The 18,113-nt window shown below is 73.1% G+C and carries 16 protein-coding genes; 6 read left to right on the top strand and 10 right to left on the bottom strand.

Annotation, left to right across the window (positions count from 1 at the left end):
• Positions 1-208: 208 nt before the first annotated feature.
• Entirely contained in the window at positions 209-1,093 is an 885-nt protein-coding gene (gene purU / locus ACFWFZ_RS09995; RefSeq protein ID WP_387119282.1) for a formyltetrahydrofolate deformylase, read from the bottom strand.
• A gap of 14 nt (positions 1,094-1,107) precedes the next feature.
• Entirely contained in the window at positions 1,108-1,554 is a 447-nt protein-coding gene (locus ACFWFZ_RS09990; protein WP_030833533.1) for a hypothetical protein, read from the bottom strand.
• Between the two features lie 196 nt (positions 1,555-1,750).
• Here ACFWFZ_RS09990 and ACFWFZ_RS09985 point away from each other — a divergent pair, with 196 nt between their 5' ends.
• Entirely contained in the window at positions 1,751-3,040 is a 1,290-nt protein-coding gene (locus tag ACFWFZ_RS09985; RefSeq protein ID WP_387119279.1) for an ABC transporter substrate-binding protein, read from the top strand.
• A gap of 76 nt (positions 3,041-3,116) precedes the next feature.
• Here ACFWFZ_RS09985 and ACFWFZ_RS09980 read toward each other — a convergent pair whose 3' ends face one another.
• Together ACFWFZ_RS09980 and ACFWFZ_RS09975 are read right to left on the bottom strand one after the other, a co-directional pair.
• Complete coding sequence (locus ACFWFZ_RS09980; protein ID WP_387119277.1) at positions 3,117-4,397, bottom strand: hypothetical protein; 1,281 nt, start codon at positions 4,395-4,397, stop codon at positions 3,117-3,119.
• Positions 4,398-4,675: 278 nt separating this feature from the next.
• The gene (locus ACFWFZ_RS09975; protein WP_387119274.1) at positions 4,676-6,046 is read right to left on the bottom strand and encodes a transcriptional regulator; all 1,371 of its coding nucleotides are present in this window, start codon (positions 6,044-6,046) and stop codon (positions 4,676-4,678) included.
• A gap of 224 nt (positions 6,047-6,270) precedes the next feature.
• On the opposite strand from ACFWFZ_RS09975, the gene ACFWFZ_RS09970 reads away from it, so the two are divergent.
• The 3 genes from ACFWFZ_RS09970 to ACFWFZ_RS09960 all read left to right on the top strand — a co-directional run bounded on the left by ACFWFZ_RS09970 (position 6,271) and on the right by ACFWFZ_RS09960 (position 9,606).
• Positions 6,271-6,951, top strand: coding sequence for a bifunctional DNA primase/polymerase (locus tag ACFWFZ_RS09970; RefSeq protein ID WP_387119940.1), 681 nt, complete (start codon positions 6,271-6,273; stop codon positions 6,949-6,951).
• A 118-nt stretch (positions 6,952-7,069) separates the two neighbouring features.
• A complete protein-coding gene (locus tag ACFWFZ_RS09965; protein ID WP_387119937.1) occupies positions 7,070-7,912 on the top strand; it encodes an ABC transporter ATP-binding protein in 843 nt (280 codons plus the stop codon).
• On the top strand, positions 7,909-9,606 hold the full coding sequence (locus ACFWFZ_RS09960; RefSeq protein WP_387119271.1) for a transporter: 1,698 nt from the start codon (positions 7,909-7,911) through the stop codon (positions 9,604-9,606). Before ACFWFZ_RS09965 ends, ACFWFZ_RS09960 begins: the two co-directional genes overlap by 4 nt.
• 104 nt (positions 9,607-9,710) lie before the next feature.
• On the opposite strand, the gene ACFWFZ_RS09955 is transcribed toward ACFWFZ_RS09960, so the two are convergent.
• Positions 9,711-10,586: an alpha/beta fold hydrolase gene (locus ACFWFZ_RS09955; RefSeq protein WP_387119268.1), complete on the bottom strand. Its 876-nt coding sequence runs from the start codon at positions 10,584-10,586 to the stop codon at positions 9,711-9,713.
• Between the two features lie 285 nt (positions 10,587-10,871).
• A complete protein-coding gene (locus ACFWFZ_RS09950; protein WP_387119265.1) occupies positions 10,872-11,564 on the bottom strand; it encodes a metal-dependent transcriptional regulator in 693 nt (230 codons plus the stop codon).
• A 209-nt stretch (positions 11,565-11,773) separates the two neighbouring features.
• Between ACFWFZ_RS09950 and ACFWFZ_RS09945 the strand changes: the two genes are divergently transcribed.
• Complete coding sequence (locus ACFWFZ_RS09945) at positions 11,774-12,529, top strand: SIS domain-containing protein (protein ID WP_387119262.1); 756 nt, start codon at positions 11,774-11,776, stop codon at positions 12,527-12,529.
• Here the strand turns inward: ACFWFZ_RS09945 and ACFWFZ_RS09940 are convergent.
• Both ACFWFZ_RS09940 and pdxH read right to left on the bottom strand, forming a co-directional pair.
• A complete protein-coding gene (locus tag ACFWFZ_RS09940) occupies positions 12,523-13,842 on the bottom strand; it encodes a PAS domain S-box protein (protein ID WP_387119259.1) in 1,320 nt (439 codons plus the stop codon). The genes ACFWFZ_RS09945 and ACFWFZ_RS09940 overlap by 7 nt on opposite strands.
• Before the next feature lie 480 nt (positions 13,843-14,322).
• Positions 14,323-14,985: a pyridoxamine 5'-phosphate oxidase gene (pdxH, locus tag ACFWFZ_RS09935; protein WP_387119256.1), complete on the bottom strand. Its 663-nt coding sequence runs from the start codon at positions 14,983-14,985 to the stop codon at positions 14,323-14,325.
• A 200-nt stretch (positions 14,986-15,185) separates the two neighbouring features.
• On the opposite strand from pdxH, the gene ACFWFZ_RS09930 reads away from it, so the two are divergent.
• The gene (locus ACFWFZ_RS09930; protein WP_387119253.1) at positions 15,186-16,292 is read left to right on the top strand and encodes a citrate synthase 2; all 1,107 of its coding nucleotides are present in this window, start codon (positions 15,186-15,188) and stop codon (positions 16,290-16,292) included.
• A 109-nt stretch (positions 16,293-16,401) separates the two neighbouring features.
• Here the strand turns inward: ACFWFZ_RS09930 and ACFWFZ_RS09925 are convergent, their stop codons facing one another.
• Both ACFWFZ_RS09925 and ACFWFZ_RS09920 read right to left on the bottom strand, forming a co-directional pair.
• Complete coding sequence (locus ACFWFZ_RS09925) at positions 16,402-17,037, bottom strand: TetR/AcrR family transcriptional regulator (RefSeq protein ID WP_387119250.1); 636 nt, start codon at positions 17,035-17,037, stop codon at positions 16,402-16,404.
• Positions 17,025-17,762 carry an enoyl-CoA hydratase family protein gene (locus ACFWFZ_RS09920; protein WP_387119247.1) on the bottom strand — a complete coding sequence of 246 codons (738 nt, stop codon included), beginning with the start codon at positions 17,760-17,762 and terminating at the stop codon, positions 17,025-17,027. Before ACFWFZ_RS09920 ends, ACFWFZ_RS09925 begins: the two co-directional genes overlap by 13 nt.
• Positions 17,763-18,113: the final 351 nt, after the last annotated feature.

Below are 18,113 nucleotides of genomic sequence, written 5' to 3'. Positions count from 1 at the left end.
GCCCGGCCCGTACCACGCCCGGCAGACACGAGGGGGAGCACCCCCGCGCCGCGCCCCGCAGGCCGCCGCGCGTCAGGGGCCGCACGTCAGGGGCCGCGTGTCAGGACATGCGCGTCATGCCCGCACGTCAGGCCCGCGCGTGAGGCCCGCACGTCAGGCCCGCGCGTGAGGCCCGCGCGTGAGGCCCCTCGCGCCAACGCGGCCGGGGTCAGGCGAAGACCACCGTGCGGGAGCCGTTCAGCAGTACGCGGTGCTCGCTGTGCCACTTCACCGCGCGCGCGAGCGCCTGGCACTCCACGTCGCGTCCGATCGCCACCAGCTGGTCCGGGGTGACCTCGTGGCCCACCCGCTCGACCTCCTGCTCGATGATCGGCCCCTCGTCGAGGTCCGCCGTCACGTAGTGCGCGGTGGCACCGATCAGCTTCACACCGCGCGCGTGCGCCTGGTGGTACGGCTTCGCGCCCTTGAAGCTCGGCAGGAACGAGTGGTGGATGTTGATGATCCGCCCGCTCAGCTCCTTGCAGAGGGTGTCGGACAGCACCTGCATGTACCGGGCCAGCACCACCAGCTCGACGCTCTCGGCGCGTACGAGTTCCAGCAGCTGCGCCTCGGCCTGGGCCTTCGTGTCCTTCGTGACCGGGATGTGCACGAACGGCACGTCGTACGAGGCCACCAGCTCGGCGAAGTCGGTGTGGTTGGAGACCACGGCCGCGATCTCGACCGGCAGGGCCCCGATCCGCGAGCGGAACAGCAGGTCGTTGAGGCAGTGCCCGAACTTGGACACCATCAGGATGATCCGCATGCGCTCCTCGGAGCGGTGGATCTCCCAGTCCATCTTGAAGGACTCACCGATGGCGGCGAAGCTCGCCCGCAGCTTCTCCACCGTCACCGTGGGCTCGGCCTCGAAGTGCACCCGCATGAAGAAGAGCCCGGTCTCCCGGTCTCCGAACTGCTGGCTGTCCACGATGTTGCAGCCGGTCATGAACAAGTAGCTCGACACGGCGTGCACGATGCCCTGCTTGTCGGGGCAGGACACGGTCAGGACGTACTGGGGCTGCTGCTGGGCCTGGGCCTCGTTGTGCGGGTCGCTCATGACCGCACAGCCTTTCACACCGCGCGGGTGAGGATCTTCAACACTTCCAGCGAGGTGGGCCGTACGTCCGGGTCGTCCCCGTCGGCCTGCGCGAGCCGTACGTGCGCCTCGCGCGCGGCGCGGACCGCCTCGGGCCACGCGTGGTGCTCCAGGTAGACGGAGACGGGCGCGTCGGGGCCGACCTGGTGGAGGATCCGGAGCACGCGCAGCACGGCGAGGTCGACGAGGGCCGCCTCCTGCGAGTCGCGGAAGATCGTGCCGACGTACTTCTCCGCCGACCAGCTGTCGAGCCAGGTGTCCTCGACGAGCCGGTACACGGCGTCGGTGACGTCGCCGTACCCTTCGCCGCCGGCCAGCCAGGTGTCCTCGTGGAAGGCCGGATCGGAAAGCATGTGCAGCGCCGAGCGCACGTTGCTGCGCCAGCGCCACCACGGCATGTCGTTCAGGGGCATGCCGCCCATGGTGGAGGAGCGGCCGCCGCGTTTGGAAGAGTTCTTCGAACCTTGGGCGAATGTCACGCTTTCGATCGTACGTTCCCGTCCAGAGGGATCTTGAAGCGCCTGCGGGTGACCGCGCCCCCGTAATTCACCTCGGTGTCACCGGATGTTGCGTCCCTCTCACTCGACAGTTATCGGCGGGGCGGAATGGTGCACGGACATGACCATCTCGCGACGTGCATCATCCCTCTCGCGCACTCTCGTGGCCACGGCGACGGGTGCCTGCCTCGTGGCCGGGTGCGGGACTCTCCCCGGGGGCTCGGGGGGCTCCGGGGAGACGATCACCGTCATGACCTTCGCGCCGGAGGAGACCAAGGCCACGAACATGCCGGGCATGACCGGGATGGCCAAGGCCTACGAGCGCTGGGTGAACGCCAAGGGCGGCATCAACGGTCGCAGACTCCGCGTCCTGACCTGCAACGAGAAGAACACGCCCAGCGGCGCCGCCGACTGCGCCCGCAAGGCCGTCGCCGAGAAGGCCGTCGCCGTCGTCGGCTCCTACAGCCAGCACGGACGCGCCTTCATGGCCCCGCTGGAGGCCGAGGGCATCCCCTTCATCGGCGGCTACGGAGTCTCCTCCGAGGAGTTCCAGTCGCCGCTCTCCTACCCCGTCAACGGCGGCCAGCCCGTCCTGATCGCCGGCGCCGGGCACCAGCTGAGCCGCGCCTGCGACCAGGTGGCCCTGGTCCGCCCCGACACCCTCGCGGGCGACACCCTGCCGGTGCTGCTCAACGCGGGTCTGCGCGCCAACAAGATGGCCGACGCCTCCGACATCCGGGCCGCCGAGGACTCCGCCGACTTCCAGCCGCAGGCCGGCGAAGCCCTCGCGCACACCATCGGCACCGGCAAGGACAAGGAGAAGGAGAAGGGCTGCGTCACCGCCGTCCTCGGCGAGCGCACGGAGACGTTCTTCGACGCCTTCCGCCGCACCGAGCCGCAGCGCAGCAAGCCGCAGATCTCCTCCGTCCTGGGCAGCGTCAGCCAGTCCCTGGTGGACCGCACGGGCGGCCGGGAGAGCCCCTTCGAGGGCGCGTACCTCACGAGCTGGTACCCGGTGGCCTCCGATCCCCTCTGGGAGCCGATGCGCAAGGTCGTCACCGACTTCGCCTTCGGCGACGACACCGTCGACCCCGACGACAGCGGGGCGCAGACCACCTGGATCGCGTACACGGTGCTGGGCGAGATCGTGAAGCGCTTCGACAAGGGCCAGAGCATCGACGCCCGCACGGTCAAGCGGTCGCTGAACGAGTCCCAGCCCGTGAGGACCGGCGGTCTCACCCCGGACCTGAGCTGGCGCTACCAGGACATGCGGGCCGTCGCCGGCTTCCCCCGCATCGTCAACGGCCAGGTCACCTTCCAGATCGTCCGGTCGGGGCGGCTCGTGGCGCAGCCGGGTGAGCAGCCCATGGACATGACGCCGACCCTGGTACAGGCCCCGCGCATGGGCTGACGTGGCCTGCGGCGGGGGCGGCGGCAGGAGGGCGGCGGGGCGCGGCGTCGCAGTCAGGCGGCGGGCGGCCCGTGGTTCAGAGCTGGGACTTGTCGCGCTTGGTGAGTCCGTACTTGGCCGCGATCGTGTTCCACATGGTCGCGGCCGACTCCTTGGCCTTGGTCGCCTCGCCGCTCGACTTGTTGCCCTCGGAGGCGTTCTTGGTGGCCTTGGCCTTGCCGTCCTTGCACTTGTCGTCGTCCACGTCGTCCGCCCAGGCGGCGTAGCTGTTGTCGGCGTCCGCCGAAGCCCGCCAGGCCTTGGTCAGGGCAGCGGACAGCCTGGCGTGGTCGGGGAGCTTGTCGACCTTCAACTCCTGCAGGCGAGTGATCAGTTCCTCGCGCTGACGGGCCGCGTCGCGCAGGTCCGAGGCCGCCTGGTCGAGGTTGGAGCAGCCCTTGATGTCCTCCACGGCCTTGATCACCGAGGCCCGGCTGTCGTTGCTGTCCGCGAGGAGCTTGTCCAACTGGACGGCCTGCGGCCGGGCCGGGTCGACCGGGGCCTCGCCGGCGGGCGCGGCGGAGCCGCCGCTCGCGGTCGGCGCGGCGGGGACGGCGCCGGGGTCGTTGTTCTGCGGCTTGCCGTCGCCGAGCAGCGAGCCGACGCCGAGGCCGATGACGGCGAGGCCGATGACGACGGCGCCGATGATCGCGGGCGAGACCTTGCGGGACGGCTCCGCCGGTGGTGGCGGGGGTGGGGCGTACTGCGGGTGCGACTGCTGGTGCGGTGGTACGGGGGCCTGCGCGCGCGGCGGGTAGGGACGCTGCGACGGCCGGCCGCGCAGGACGGGCTCCTGCACGGGCGGGAGGTGCTGGGTGTGACCGGCGGAGTCGTCGCCGCGGAAGAGGCCGTCGAAGCCCTCGACGCCGGAGGCGGCGGGGGTGGATGCCGGGGATGCCGGCACCGGGGGCAGGTACTGCGTCGCAGCTTCGGCGTGCCCGGGGGCGGCGGGGCCGGCCGGAACGGGCGGGATGTACTGCGTCGCGGCCTCGTCGTGCCCGGGGGTCGCCGGGACGGGCGGGATGTACTGCGTCGCCGCTTCGGCGGGAGCGGCGGGGACCGGCGGGATGTACTGGGTGGCGGCCTCGGGCAGCGGCGGGTAGCCGTAGCCGTGCGGTGCGCCTGGGCCTTCGTAGCCGGGACCGACCACGTGCCCGACCGCGAGCCCGGGCTCGCCTTCGGGTGTGGGGTAGGCCTGCGGGTAGCCGTAGGCGGCCCCGGGGTGCGGCTGCTCCGGGTATGCCGGGTACCCGGACGCCGGGTCCGGATTCCACGGGGCACCAGGTTGCGGTGCGCCCCCTTGTCCGCTCTGCGTCACCGGTACTCCTTCTCCGACTCACCCGACCGTACGGAACCGTCCGGCAACGCTACCTGCTCACGGGACGGAGCGGGGGCGGGGTCCGGAGAGCCGGGACCGGAACCAGGCCCCGGCTCCCCGGTTCCCTGTCCCTTCCGGCCCCGCCGCCGCCCCACCCGGCCCCGCTACCCTCCCCTCCAGCCCCGCCGCCCCACTCAGCCCCGCCGGCGCTTGAGGCGCGGGGTCCGGGGCGGCGCGTAGTGCGTGCCGCGGGCCGGGCACCGGCGCGGGCGGGCCCGTCAGGCGACTCGGACGGCGAATTCGCGGACCGCCGTCTCCTCCCGGTACGGCTCCAGGCGGGTCCGGAAGTCCTGCAGGTACTCCGCCCCGCGGTTCGAGCGGAGTCCCTCCAGCAGTTCCGCCGCCTGCGTGGCCGTCCGGCAGGCCTGCTCCACCTCCCGCTGCTGCACCTGCGCCGCCGCCAGCAGCAGCAGTCCGATGGCCCGGCGGCGGGCCTTGCCCGCCGGGAGGCCGCGCAGGGCCTCCTGCGCCTGCCGGGCCGCCGCGTCCCCCTGCCCCAGGTCCCGGTGGCAGTGGGCCAGCTCGTCCGCGAGGTACGCCTCGTCGAAGTGGCGGATCCACACCGGGTCGTCGCCCGACTCCGGCTCCGCCCGCTCCAGCGCGCTCACCGCCCGCGCGGACAGCACGCCCGTCGCCCGGCCGTCGCCCAGCAGCGCGTGCCCGCGCGCCTCGGCGGCGTAGTACATGGCCTCGACCCGCGGGGTGACCTGCCCGCGCGTCCCCTCCTGGGCGGCCCGCGCCAACTGCGCGATCTCCCGGGGGTTGCCGAGCTCGGCGGCGAGGTGGCTCATGGACGCCGCCAGCACGTAGCCGCCGTACGCCCGGTCGCCCGCCGCCTGGGCCAGCCGCAGCGCCTGGATGTAGTAGCGCTGCGCCAGGCCCGGCTGGCCCGTGTCGACCGCCATGTAGCCGGCGAGTTCGGTCAGCCGGGCCACCGCCGCGAAGAGGGCCCGCCCGACGGGTTCCCGGTAGGAGCCCCCGATCAGGCCGGACACCACCGAGTTGAGGTAGTGCACGACCACCGGCCGTACGTGGCCGCTGCCGAAGCGGTGGTCGAGGTCCTTGAGGGCGTCGGTGGTCGCCAGTACCGCCTCGACGTCCGACATGCCGACCCGCGAACCGCCGCTGCGGGCCACCTGGGTGTCGGCGCCGGTGATCAGCCAGTCGCGGCTCGGTTCGACGAGCGCCGAGGCCGCCACGCTGGAGCCCACGAGGAAGTCGCGGCGGCCGACGTCGCTGCGCCACAGCTCGCAGACCTGCTCGATGGCGCCGACGACGGTCGGGGAGAATTGCAGGCCGACGCCGGAGGCGAGGTTCTTGCCGTTGGCCATGCCGATCTCGTCGATGGTGACGGTCCGGCCGAGTTTGCGCCCGAGCGCCTCGGCGATGATGCCCGGCGCCCGGCCGCGCGGCTGCTGGCCGCGCAGCCAGCGGGCCACGGAGGTCTTGTCGTAGCGGAGATCGAGGCCGTGTTCGGCCCCGCACATGTTCACCCGCCGGGCTAGCCCGGCGTTGGAGCACCCGGCTTCCTGGATGAGCGCCTGCAGCCGTTCGTTCGGCTGGCGGGCGAGGAGAGGCCTGGCTGCCATGAAAACCCCCTGCTGACCGCGGGTGTGATCCATTGGAATGATCACTTCCCGCCTGATGTGCGGAGAATCTTCCGCTCTGCGTCGTGTCGCTACCCAGCAACAGCGCCCCGGCCTCCTACGCGCCCCCACGCATGCATCAGTGCGCCCCGTATGCAGGATCGGTGCTCCGGCCGCGGGCGGGTTTACCCCCGTAACCCCGGGTGACCCGGGCAGTTGTGATGGGCGTGGAAGAGACCATGGGAGTCACGGAGACCGCACCCATCCCCAAGCAGCGCGGCGAGCAGCTGCTGGACCATGCCGTGCGGTACGCGGAAGAACGGCACTGGGATGTCTTCGCCGGCACCTGGTTGGAGCCCGGGGACGGCCGGGAGCTGTGCTCCTGCGGGGCCGCGGACTGCCCGGCGCCCGGCGCGCACCCGGCGGTGAAGGACTGGGCGGCGCACGCCACCGGCAGCGCGGTGCAGGTGCGCCGGGTCTGGGGCAAGCACCCGCAGGCGTCGATCCTGCTGCCGACGGGCCGGACCTTCGACGCGCTGGACGTGCCGGAATCGGCCGGCTTCCTGGCGCTGGCCCGGCTGGAGCGGATGCAGCGCACCCTCGGGCCGGTCACGCTGACGCCCGATCACCGGATGCTGTTCTTCGTCCTGCCGGGCGCCGGCGTCAAGGTCGCGGACCTCGTGCGCAAGCTGGGCTGGTCGCCGTCCGCGATCGACCTGACCGCCCGCGGCGAGGGCGAGTACGTGGCCGCCCCGCCCACCCGCTTCGGCGGACGGGGCGCGGTCCAGTGGGCGCGCCGGCCCACGCCCGCGAACCGGTGGCTCCCGGACACGGAGGAGCTGATCGACGCGCTGGCGTACGCGTGCGGCAGCGAAGCGGCGGCGGAGCGCAAGCGGCGCCAGGGCTGACCCCCCGCACGATGACGTGCGACCGGGAAGTCATGACATAAGTAACTGCTGAGGCCTCTCCCCCTCCTCCTATCGTGAAGGAGGAACGACCAAGGGGGACGCGATGAGAGGCAGGCGCATGCCGGACCAGGGCGATGCGACGGGTGGAACGTACGGGACGGACGGTGCGCGAACCGCGCCGTCCGCCGTGCGCGTGGAAGGTCTGTGGAAGCGGTTCGGCGAGCAGGTGGCCGTCGCCGGCATCGACCTGGAGCTGCCCGCGGGGAAGTTCATCGGCCTGGTGGGGCCCAACGGCGCGGGCAAGACGACCACGCTGTCGATGGTGACCGGACTGCTGCGCCCCGACATGGGGCGGGTCGTCGTCGCGGGGCACGACGTGTGGGCCGATCCGACCGAGGTGAAGGCGCGGATCGGCGTACTGCCCGAGGGACTGCGGCTCTTCGAGCGGCTGTCGGGGCGCGAACTGCTCGGCTACATGGGCCGTCTGCGCGGACTGCCGGGCGAGGAGACCGACAAGCGGGCGACGCAGCTGCTGGACATCCTCGACCTCGCCGGTTCGCAGCACAAGCTGGTCGTCGACTACTCGACCGGCATGCGGAAGAAGATCGGCCTGGCGGCGGCGCTGCTGCACAACCCCGAAGTGCTCTTCCTGGACGAGCCGTTCGAGGGCGTCGACCCGGTGTCGGCGCAGACCATCCGCGGGGTGCTGGAACGTTACACCGCGTCCGGTGCCACGGTCGTCTTCTCCTCCCACGTGATGGAGCTCGTCGAGTCGCTGTGCGACTGGGTGGCCGTGATGGCCGCCGGCCGGATCCGCGCCGCGGGCCCGCTGGCCGACGTACGGGGCTCCGCGCCGTCCCTGCAGGCCGCCTTCCTCGAACTGGTCGGCGCGCACGGGCGGGACGCGTCCGGGGACGCGCTGGACTGGCTCGGCGGCAACTCCGGGAGGGGCACGCGATGAGCGCTCCCGCCACCTCCGCCGGGGCGTCCGGTGCCCCCGGTGCGCCCTCGGGGGTGTCCGGTGCGGCCGGGATCGCCGCCGGACCGGCGCCCTGCGCGACGCCGCTCGCGCTGACCCCGATCTTCGTGCGCATCAAGCTGTCGCTGCTGCGCAACGGCCTGAAGGGTTCCTCGAAGCGCAAGGCCGCCTACTTCTCGTCGCTGGCCTTCGCGCTGGTGGTCGGCGGCTTCATGACGCTCGGCCTGAGCCTGCTGCACGGCAACGCCCACGCGGGCACCGCGGTGGTGCTGCTGGCCGCGATCCTGGCGCTCGGCTGGGCCTTCATGCCGCTGTTCTTCCCCGCCGGGGACGAGACGCTGGACCCGAGCCGACTGGTGATGCTGCCGCTGCGGCCGCGTCCTCTCGTAGCGGCCCTGCTCGCGTCCTCGCTCGTCGGCATCGGGCCGCTGTTCACGCTGTGCCTGGCGGTCGGCTCGGTGATCGCCGTCGCGCGCGGCGCCGCCGGGGCGGTGGCCGCGGTGGTGGCCGTACCGCTCCTGCTGCTCGGCTGCGTGATCCTCGCGCGGGCCGTGGCGACGGCCAACGTACGGCTGCTGACCAGCCGCAAGGGACGCGACCTGGCGGTGCTCAGCGGCCTGGTCATCGCGGTGGGCGCGCAGCTCGCCAACTTCGCCAGCCAGAGCCTCTTCCAGTCGGGCGGCCTGGCGACGCTGGAACCCGTCGCGGCGGTGGTGCGGTGGCTGCCTCCGGCGACCGCCGTCGGCATGGTGGACTCCGCGAGCGAGGGCGCGTACGGCCGGGCGGCCGCCCAGCTGGTCGTGACCCTGGCCGCGCTGGCCGGCCTGCTGTGGTCATGGGAGCGCAGCATGACCCGGCTGATGGTCACCCCGGACGGCTCCACGATCTCGACTTCGGGGTCCGCCAAGGACCGCGGGGGCATCGGCGGCGGCTTCTGGTCGCTGCTGCCCTCCGGCCGGACGGGCGCCTCCATGCAGCGCGCCCTGCGCTATGCCGTACGCGACCCCAAGACGAAGTCGGCCTGGGTGACCGCGCTGGCGATCGGCATGATCGTGCCCGTCTTCAACGCGCTGCAGGGAACCGGGTCGGTCTACCTCGGCAGCTTCGGCGCGGGCATGCTCGGTGTGCAGATGTACAACCAGTTCGGGCAGGACACCTCCGCCTTCTGGATGGTCGCGCAGACCATCTCCGGCACCCGCGACGCGTACAGGGAACTGCGCGCCCGTGCTTTCGCGCTGGGGCTGGTCACCCTCCCGTACACGGTCCTCGTCACGGCGCTCACCGCCGCCCTGCTGGACGACTGGCAGGGCTTGCCCGCGGCCGTGGGCGTGGCCCTCGCCCTGCTGGGCTCGATGCTGTGCACGGGGGCTCTGGCCTCGGCCCGCTTCCCGTACTCCATCCCGACGGAGGGCGCGTTCAAGAACGTCGCCCCGGGGCAGGGCGGGCTCGCCTGGGGCGGGATCCTCGGCGGGATGCTGGCGTCGGCGCTGGTGTCCGCGCCGGTGATCGCCCTGGCGGTGTGGCTGAACACGGCCGAACACCGGGACGTGTCCTGGATCGTGCTCCCGGTCGGCGTGGCCTGGGGCTGGCTGGCGGCCTGGGCGGGGCTGCGCCTCGCGGCGCCGACGGTGGCGCGCAAGCTGCCGGAGATCCTGTCGGCGGTGAGCAAGGGCTGACGGCGCCGACCGCGGCCGAACGGGCCGGCCTGCGCCCCCTGGTGGGAGCAGGCCGGCTTGTCGCGTGGCTCCGCGGCCGGGTCGTCGGGGTCAGGGGGTGGGGGTCAGGGGGCGGGGGCCGGGATGTCGTCCAGGAACGGCTCCAACACGGCGCGCCAGGCCGCCGGTTGGTCGTAGTGGAGGTAGTGGCCGGCGTCGGGGATCTCCGCGTAGCGGCCGGCCGGCAGGACGCGGACCATCTCCTGGGCCTCGGCGCGGCCCAGTTCGCCGTCCAGGCCGCGGACCACCAGGGTCGGGCAGCGAACCTGGGCCAGCTCCTCCCAGTGCGCGTCGTGGACCCAGGTCTCGCGGGCCGTCAGCATCTGGCGGCGGGAGAAGAGCGGCCGCCAGCCGTCCGCCGACTCGTGCATGACCTCGGCGAAGAAGGCGCCGCGGCCGGGGTCGGGGCGCTCCACACGGGGGTCGTCCTCGCCGAACCAGCGGCGGGCCGCGTCCTGGGTGGGGAAGGGGAGGGGCCAGAGGTGGAACCAGTCCTCCCACTCGCGCTGGGAGGCCGCGCCGAGGGCCGAGGCCCGCATGTCGCAGATGACGAGGGCCGCGACCAGGTCCGGGCGGCGGGCGGCGAGCTGCCAGGCGGTGAGGGCGCCCATGGAGTGGCCGATGAGGGTGACGGGGGCGAGGTCGAGCTGCTCGACGGCGGCTTCCGCGTCGGCCACGAAGGCCTCGCGGCCCAGGGTGGTGTGCGGGGCGGCACCGGCGGGCGGGCGGGCGCTGTGGCCGTGGCCGCGCTGGTCCAGGGCGACGACGCGGCGGCGTTCGCCGAGCCAGTGGGCGGTGCCGGCCCAGTGGGAGGCGCGGCCCATCAGGCCGTGCAGTAACAGCACGCCGGGGCGGGGGGCTGCTTCGGGGACCGGTTCTCGGAACTGCCAGGCGGCCAGACGGACTCCTTCGGACCCCGTCACATCGATGCGCTGTACCACCGCAGATGCACCCCCTTCGCTCCCCGCCAGACTATCGAACCCCCATTCGAAAACGGGGTTCTCGCCCACAACACCGCTCTTTCGAGTGACCTTGCTCAAGGATTGGCCGCCTCTGCCGAGGGAGATCCTTTCAACAGGGAGGCGGGCCGCTCGGGGAAGACGGTCCGTGGGGACGACCTTGAGAGCTCGGGGCTCCAGGTCACACAGGGGAGGACCGGTCCCGGCGCCGCAAGGCGCCGGGACCGCCCACACCAAGGCCGATCCGTACGGGTGGGGACCCTGCGGTCAGCGCTTCGCCACGAACACGTGCGAGGCGATCTCGGCCTCCAGCTCGGCGGCCTCGCCACCGCTGCCGACCAGCACACCCCCCGGGGACTCGGTCACACTCACCACCGAGCCGGGCTGCACGCCCGCCCGTCGCAGCGTGTACATCAGCTGCGCGTCCGTCTGGATCGGCTCCCCGATGCGCCGCACGACCACCGTCTTGCCCTCGGCACCCGGGTCGAGCTCGGCCAGGCTGATCATGCCGTCCTCCAGGAACGGCTCGGCCTCGGCCTTCTCGCCCAACTCCTCCAGCCCCGGGATCGGGTTCCCGTACGGCGACTCGGTCGGGTGGCGCAGCAGCTCCAGCACCCGCCGCTCCACCGCCTCGCTCATCACGTGCTCCCACCGGCAGGCCTCGGCGTGCACCTGCTCCCACTCCAGCCCGATGACATCGACGAGCAGGCACTCGGCGAGCCGGTGCTTGCGCATCACGCGCGTCGCGAGCCGCCGGCCCTCGTCCGTCAGCTCCAGGTGCCGGTCCGTGGCGACGGCCACCAGGCCGTCCCGCTCCATGCGGGCCACCGTCTGGCTCACCGTCGGCCCGCTCTGGTCCAGCCTCTCGGCGATCCGGGCGCGCATGGGGACCACGCCTTCCTCTTCCAGCTCGAGGATGGTGCGGAGATACATCTCCGTGGTATCGATCAGTCCGGACATTCGTGCCCCTCGGATTGCGTGCGCTGGCCCTGTCCCCAATTCTGACGCATCAGGCGGACAACCGTCCCGTGCCGTGAGCCAAGACCGGCCGCCGATGCCGCCCGGCCCTTCGGACCCGGGACGGACGGCCGTATTGACACGCCCTTGGTCCAGACCGCACGGTGAGCGGCGACACGGACGCACCCCACCTCTGGAAGGGCCTTCGGCGTATGAGCGAGAGCAAGCTGGCCGGTCAGTTCTTCGACGCCGCCATCGGCCTCCTGGAGCGGGTCCGCAACGAGGAGGCCTCGCACATCGCCGAGGCCGGCACCCTCATCGCCGACGCCGTCGCCGCCGGCAACCGCCTCTTCGCCTTCGGCGCCGGCCACTCCTCACTGCCCGCCCAGGACGTCGTCTACCGGGCCGGCGGCCTGGCCCTGATGAACTTCCTCGCCGTACCCGGCACCGCCGGCGTCGACGTCATGCCCGCCACCCTGGGCAGCGCCCTGGAACGCGTCGACGGCCTCGCCGGCGCCGTCCTCGACAGCAGCCCAGCCTCCGACGGCGACGTCCTCGTGATCATCTCCCTCTCCGGGCGCAACGCCCTGCCCGTCGAGATGGCCATGAACGCCCGCGCCATCGGCCTGAAGGTCATCGGCGTCACCTCGGTCGCGTACGCCACCGGCACCCGCTCACGACACGTCTCCGGCACCTTCCTCAAGGACCACTGCGACGTCGTCCTCGACAGCAAGATCGCGGTCGGTGACGCCGAGCTCAGCATCGACGGCATCGACGCCCCCTTCGCCCCCGCCTCCACCGTCGTCACCAGCGCGATCATGCAGGCGGTCATGGCCACGGCCGCCGGCGAACTCGCCGCCCGCGGCATGGAGCCCCCGCTCCTGCGCTCGGGCAACGTCGACGGCGGCCACGAATGGAACGGCCGCGTCATGCAGGAGTACGGCGACCGGATCTTCTTCCGTCACTGAGGGGCCGCCCCGCAGCCGGTCGCCAGGTCCAGGTCCGCCGCGACGCGGGCCGCGACCTCCTCCGCGTACGCGGCGTCCGCCCGCTCGAACGCCGCCCGCGAGGGCCCGCGCAGGAACGTCAGCGCCCCCAGGGTCCGCCCCCGGCTGCGCAGCACCGTGCACAGCGCGTGCGCCGCACCCTCGGGCCACTGCCGGGCCCGCGCCCACTCCGCGTCCGCCTCACCACGCGGGGCGCTGGTGCGCACCGAGCCGATCCGGTCCAGCGCCTGCAGCGCCGGGTGCCCGGCCGCGTACCGCACGGGAATCGAACCGGGCCCCGGCAGCGCGGGCGGCGACGCGGCGCACCGTACGAGCCTGCGCCGCTCGGAGTCGGCCGCCGGGGCCAGTACGTCCAGCAGCGCGTGCTCGGCGAAGCCGGCGAGCGCGAAGTCCAGGCGTACGGCGGCCGCCTCCGCCGGGTCCTCGCATTCGGCGGCCGCCCGCCCCGCCCGGTGCAGCTGATGGGAACGAAACCGTGCCTGCGCGGTGTCGAGCTGCTCCTGCCGGGCGCCGGTGACGTCCTGGAGCAGCCAGCCGACGCCCAGCGGGACTGGTTCCTCCGCGAGCGGCGAAGCCAGCCGCAGGAAACCGCAGCGCCAGCACCGGCGCCGTACGCCCTCCGCCGTGCGCACCGACACCCACATCTCCACGGGCGCGGGCGGCGCCCCCTCCGCGAGCACGTGCTGGAGCGCGCCCTCCAGCTCCTCCACCCCCTGGGCCAGCAGCTCCCCGAGGGGTCGGCCGAGCAGGGCGGTGCGGCCGGTCCCGAAGGCCCGCGCGGCGTGCACGTTGACCACGGCGGGCCGCAGGTCGACGTCGACGAGGACGACGCCCCAGGAGGCGTCCTCCATCAGGGCCTCGCTCAGCGCGATGGACCGCTCCAGATCGATCTGCGCGTGCACCTCGCTGAAGGCGCAGTACACCCCGGCGGGCGAGCCGTCCGCGCCCGGCACCCCGGCGGACTGCGTCCGCACGAGGACGCGCCCGCCGTCCTTGGTGAGCAGCGGAAACTCGTGGACCTGGCGCCCTGGCACGTGCTGGGCGGACATCAGTCTGTCCTGCACGTCCTGCGCATCGGCGGCCCGCACCGCCCACCCCTCGAACCCCTTGCGCCCCACGGCCTCCCCGGCGGACCAGCCCAGGATCCGCTCGGCCTCACGGTTCCAGTGGGTGATCACGCCGTCGGAGTCGAAGGCGCACAGCGCGGCGTCCATCCCGTCCAGCAGCGCGGCGAGCAGATCGTCGGTGGTCTCGTCACGTCCGGAAGCACTCACCTGGAACCCCCAGCAGGTGTTGGCGTATGCGGCACGTCAGATCATTGAACTCGAACGTGACCCACACCACACCGCATTCGGGGAAATCGATGCGGGACCCGACATCCGGCGCGAAGCTTCCGCGTCGGCCACACGTTCGAGTGATCTCGCTCGATCCGCCTGCACCCCACGTCCTGCGTACGCAGCCGCGGGCACACCGCGAGAGCGCCGCGGAAATTCGATTGAGCGCAGAGCAGGGGCCTCCTTAGAGTGGACGCACACTGAAAGGAGGTGATCCCGGAAATGTACGAACTCCGGACGCGTGAGGTGGCTGCGGGCTAGGGCCCGTCGTCAGTAGCGCACCCAGTGCGGTGCCCGGCGGATCGCCCGGCGCCAATCCCAAGCAGTCACCCGACCCGCGGGCTCGCCGGTACGTCCGGCCGGCTCCTCTCACTGCAGGAGAGGAACCCGAGCCCGCGGGTCGTCTGTTTTCCACCGCGGCTACGGGCAGAGCCTTTCCAGGCGCCACTTCCCGCCCTCCAGCACGTAGTGCAGCCGGTCGTGCAGCCGGTTCTCGTGGCCCTGCCAGAACTCGACCTCCTGCGGGACCACCCGCAGCCCGCCCCACTCCGGCGGGACCGGGACCTGCTCGCCCTCCGGGTAGCGCGCGGCCAGCTCGGCGTAGCGGCGGTCCAGCTCCGCGCGGGAGCCGATCACGCTCGACTGCTCGCTGGCCCAGGCGCCCAGCTGCGAGCCGTGCGGCCGCGAGCGGAAGTACGCCGCCGTCTGGTCGCGGCCGATACGGGACGCCGTGCCGGTGACGATCACCTGGCGGGCGATGGGATGCCAGGGGAAAAGCAGCGCGACGTGCGGGTTCCCGGCGAGCTCCCGGCCCTTGCGGGACGCGTAGTTGGTGAAGAAGACGAAGCCCCTGCTGTCGAACTGCTTCAGCAGCACCGTGCGCGAACTGGGCCGTCCGTCGGGGGTGGCCGTCGAGACGACCATGGCGTTCGGTTCGAAGAGGTGCGAGTCGGCCGCCTGCTGGAACCACCGGGCGAACTGCTCCATGGGGTCCTCGGCGAGGCTCCCCTCGTGGACGATCTCCGAGCGGTACTGCTTGCGCATCATGGCGGGGTCAATGTCCTGATCGGTCACACGAGCCATCCTGCCGCAGGTGGACCGGCGACGGTGTGCCGTATGTCACGCTTCCGCAGTCGGGGCGGAGCCGCCAAAATCTTGGGGCCGGTCCGAAGGCCCCCGCACGGGTGAGCATCGGCCGTGCCGGGCATCAACGGGGATGACCGCGCCGGACCGCGAGTCACGCCGGGAGCCGCGCGTGTTCGCACTATCTGAGGAGCCGCCTGATGTCCGACTTCGTACCCGGGCTCGAAGGGGTCGTCGCGTTCGAGACGGAGATCGCCGAACCCGACAAGGAAGGCGGATCGCTCCGCTACCGGGGTGTCGACATCGAAGACCTCGTCGGCCACGTCTCCTTCGGGAACGTCTGGGGACTGCTGGTCGACGGTGCTTTCAACCCCGGCCTGCCGGCCGCCGAGCCCTTCCCCATCCCCGTCCACTCCGGTGACATCCGCGTCGACGTGCAGTCCGCGCTCGCGATGCTCGCCCCCGTGTGGGGTCTGAAACCGCTGCTGGACATCGACGTGCAGACCGCCCGCGACGACCTTGCGCGCGCGGCCGTGATGGCGCTGTCGTACGTCGCCCAGTCCGCCCGCGGCCAGGGCCTGCCGATGGTGCCGCAGCGCGAGATCGACAAGGCCGAGTCCGTCGTCGAGCGGTTCATGATCCGCTGGCGGGGCGAGCCGGACCCGAAGCACGTCAAGGCCGTCGACGCGTACTGGACCTCCGCCGCCGAGCACGGGATGAACGCCTCCACGTTCACCGCGCGCGTCATCGCCTCCACCGGCGCCGACGTGGCCGCCGCGCTCTCCGGTGCCGTCGGCGCCATGTCGGGCCCGCTGCACGGCGGGGCGCCCTCCCGCGTGCTCGGCATGATCGAGGAGATCGAGCGCACCGGCGACGCCGTGGCGTACGTGAAGAAGGCCCTCGACAAGGGCGAGCGCCTGATGGGCTTCGGGCACCGCGTCTACCGCGCCGAGGACCCGCGCGCCCGCGTGCTGCGGCGCACCGCCAAGGAGCTGGACGCGCCGCGCTACGAGGTGGCCGCCGCGTTGGAGAAGGCCGCCCTGGAGGAGCTGCACGCGCGTCGCCCCGACCGGGTGCTCGCCACCAACGTGGAGTTCTGGGCGGCGATCATGCTGGACTTCGCGGAGGTCCCGGCGCACATGTTCACCTCGATGTTCAGCTGCGCCCGTACCGCGGGCTGGTCGGCGCACATCCTGGAGCAGAAGCGCACGGGCCGCCTGGTGCGCCCGTCGGCCCGCTACATCGGGCCGGGCCGTCGCAACCCGCAGGAGATCGAGGGCTACGCGGACATCGCCGACACCGCCTGACCGGCTCGGCCGCCGCACGCTGCGGGGGCGCCGCGTCCCGGACTTCTCCGGGGCGCGGCGCCCCTGCAGCGTTTCCGGGCGGCCCGCTGGCCGCCTTCGGCCGACCGGCTCAGCCCAGGGCCACGTCGAGGATCCGGGACCACTGGGCCACGACACGGGCCCGGCGGGCGGCGTCGTCGGTCAGGACGTTCGCCAGGCCCAGGCCGCGGGCCATGTCGAGGAGGCCCTGCACGGTCTCCCGTACGCCGGGTACGGACTCGTCGGCGCCCAGCAGTTCGACGGCGATGCGGTGGGTCTCGCGGCCGACCCGGGCCTCCAGCTCGGTGACCCGCGGACGCAGCTGCTCCTCGTTGGAGGCGGCGACCCACAGCTGGAGCGCGGCTCGGAACAGGGCGCCCGTGTACAGGTCGACCAGCGCCTCCACCACGGCCGGGCGGGCGGCCGGGCCGGCGTGGAAGAGGTCGCGCAGGGCGGTGGAGCGTTCCTCGGCGACGTACTCGACGGCGGCGGTGAACAGGTCCTCGCGGGTCGGAAAGTGGTGCTGGGCCGCTCCGCGGGATACGCCGGCGCGTTCGGCGACGGCGGAGACGGTGGAGCCGGCCCAGCCGTGCTCGGCGAGGCAGGACACGGCCGCCTCCAGGAGGTGGCGGCGGGTGACGCGGCTGCGCGCCTGCTTGGGGCCGGTGGCGGCCGAGGCGGCCGTGGGGGCCGAGGCGGCCGTGGGGCTGTCGGTCACAGGGCCCATGACGGGTCCCGGCGCTCGAAGCGGGCGGTGATGCCCTCGTGGGCCTCGGCGGAGGCGAAGTGGTGTGCCGACAGTTCGGTGAGGGCCACGCCGTCCTGGGCCAGGGCCGCGCGCACGGGGGCGGTGACCAGTCGCTTGGTCGCGGCGAGCGCCTGCGGGCCGGCCTTGCGCAGACCCGCGAGGACGGGCGCGAGGATCGCGTCCACGTCGTCCCCGTGCAGGGTGAGCAGGCCGATCCGCGCGGCCTCGGCGGCGTCGAACGCCTCGGCGGTCAGGAAGTACCGGGCCGCGGCGCGCGGGTCCAGGCGGGGCAGGAGCGGTGCGGAGATGACGGCGGGAACCACGCCCAGGTGGGTCTCCGTGAAGGCGTACGAGGACTGCGGCCCGGCGGCGGCGACGTCGCAGACGCCGAGCAGGCCGAGGCCGCCGGCCCGGACGTGGCCCGTGACGCGGGCGACGACGGGCTTGGGCAGCTCGGCGATCTCGCGGAGCAGGGCCACGAAGTCGGCCGGGTCGAAGGGGGACTTGAGGTCGGCTCCGGAGCAGAACGTGCCGCCGGTGTGGGTGAGGACGACGGCACGCACGGCCGGGTCGTCACCGGCCGCGGCGAAGGCGGCGCGGAGTTCGGCGACGAGCTCCGCGGAGAGGGCGTTGCGGTTGGCCGGGGAGTCGAGGGTGAGGGTGGTGATGCCGGCCGCCGTTGTGGCGTGGACGGGTGTGGCCATGGCTCCTCCGGAGCGGTGGGCGGGTGTACGGGGGCCTCCGGGTGGAGCGTATGTCCTCCCGGAGGGGCGGTTCCTACGAGCCGGCTGCCCTGCGGGCGGCTCGGCGGGTGCCGGGCCAGCGGGCTGCCCTGCGGGCGGGCTCGGCGGATACGGCCTGGTCTGCGGGGTGCCCTGCGGGCGGCTCGGCGGATACGGCCTGGTCTGCGGGGTGCCTTGCGGGCGGCTCGGCGGATACGGCCTGGTCTGCGGGGCGCCTTGCGGGCGGGCTCGGCGGATACGGCCTGGTCTGCGGGGTGCCTTGCGGGCGGGCTCGGTGGGTGGCGGGCCTGGTTTGGGGGCGTCGGTGGTGTC

Source organism: Streptomyces sp. NPDC060232 (genome assembly GCF_042726555.1).
In the GTDB taxonomy this organism is placed as follows: domain Bacteria; phylum Actinomycetota; class Actinomycetes; order Streptomycetales; family Streptomycetaceae; genus Streptomyces.
This window is presented reverse-complemented; position numbering and strand designations above follow the sequence as displayed.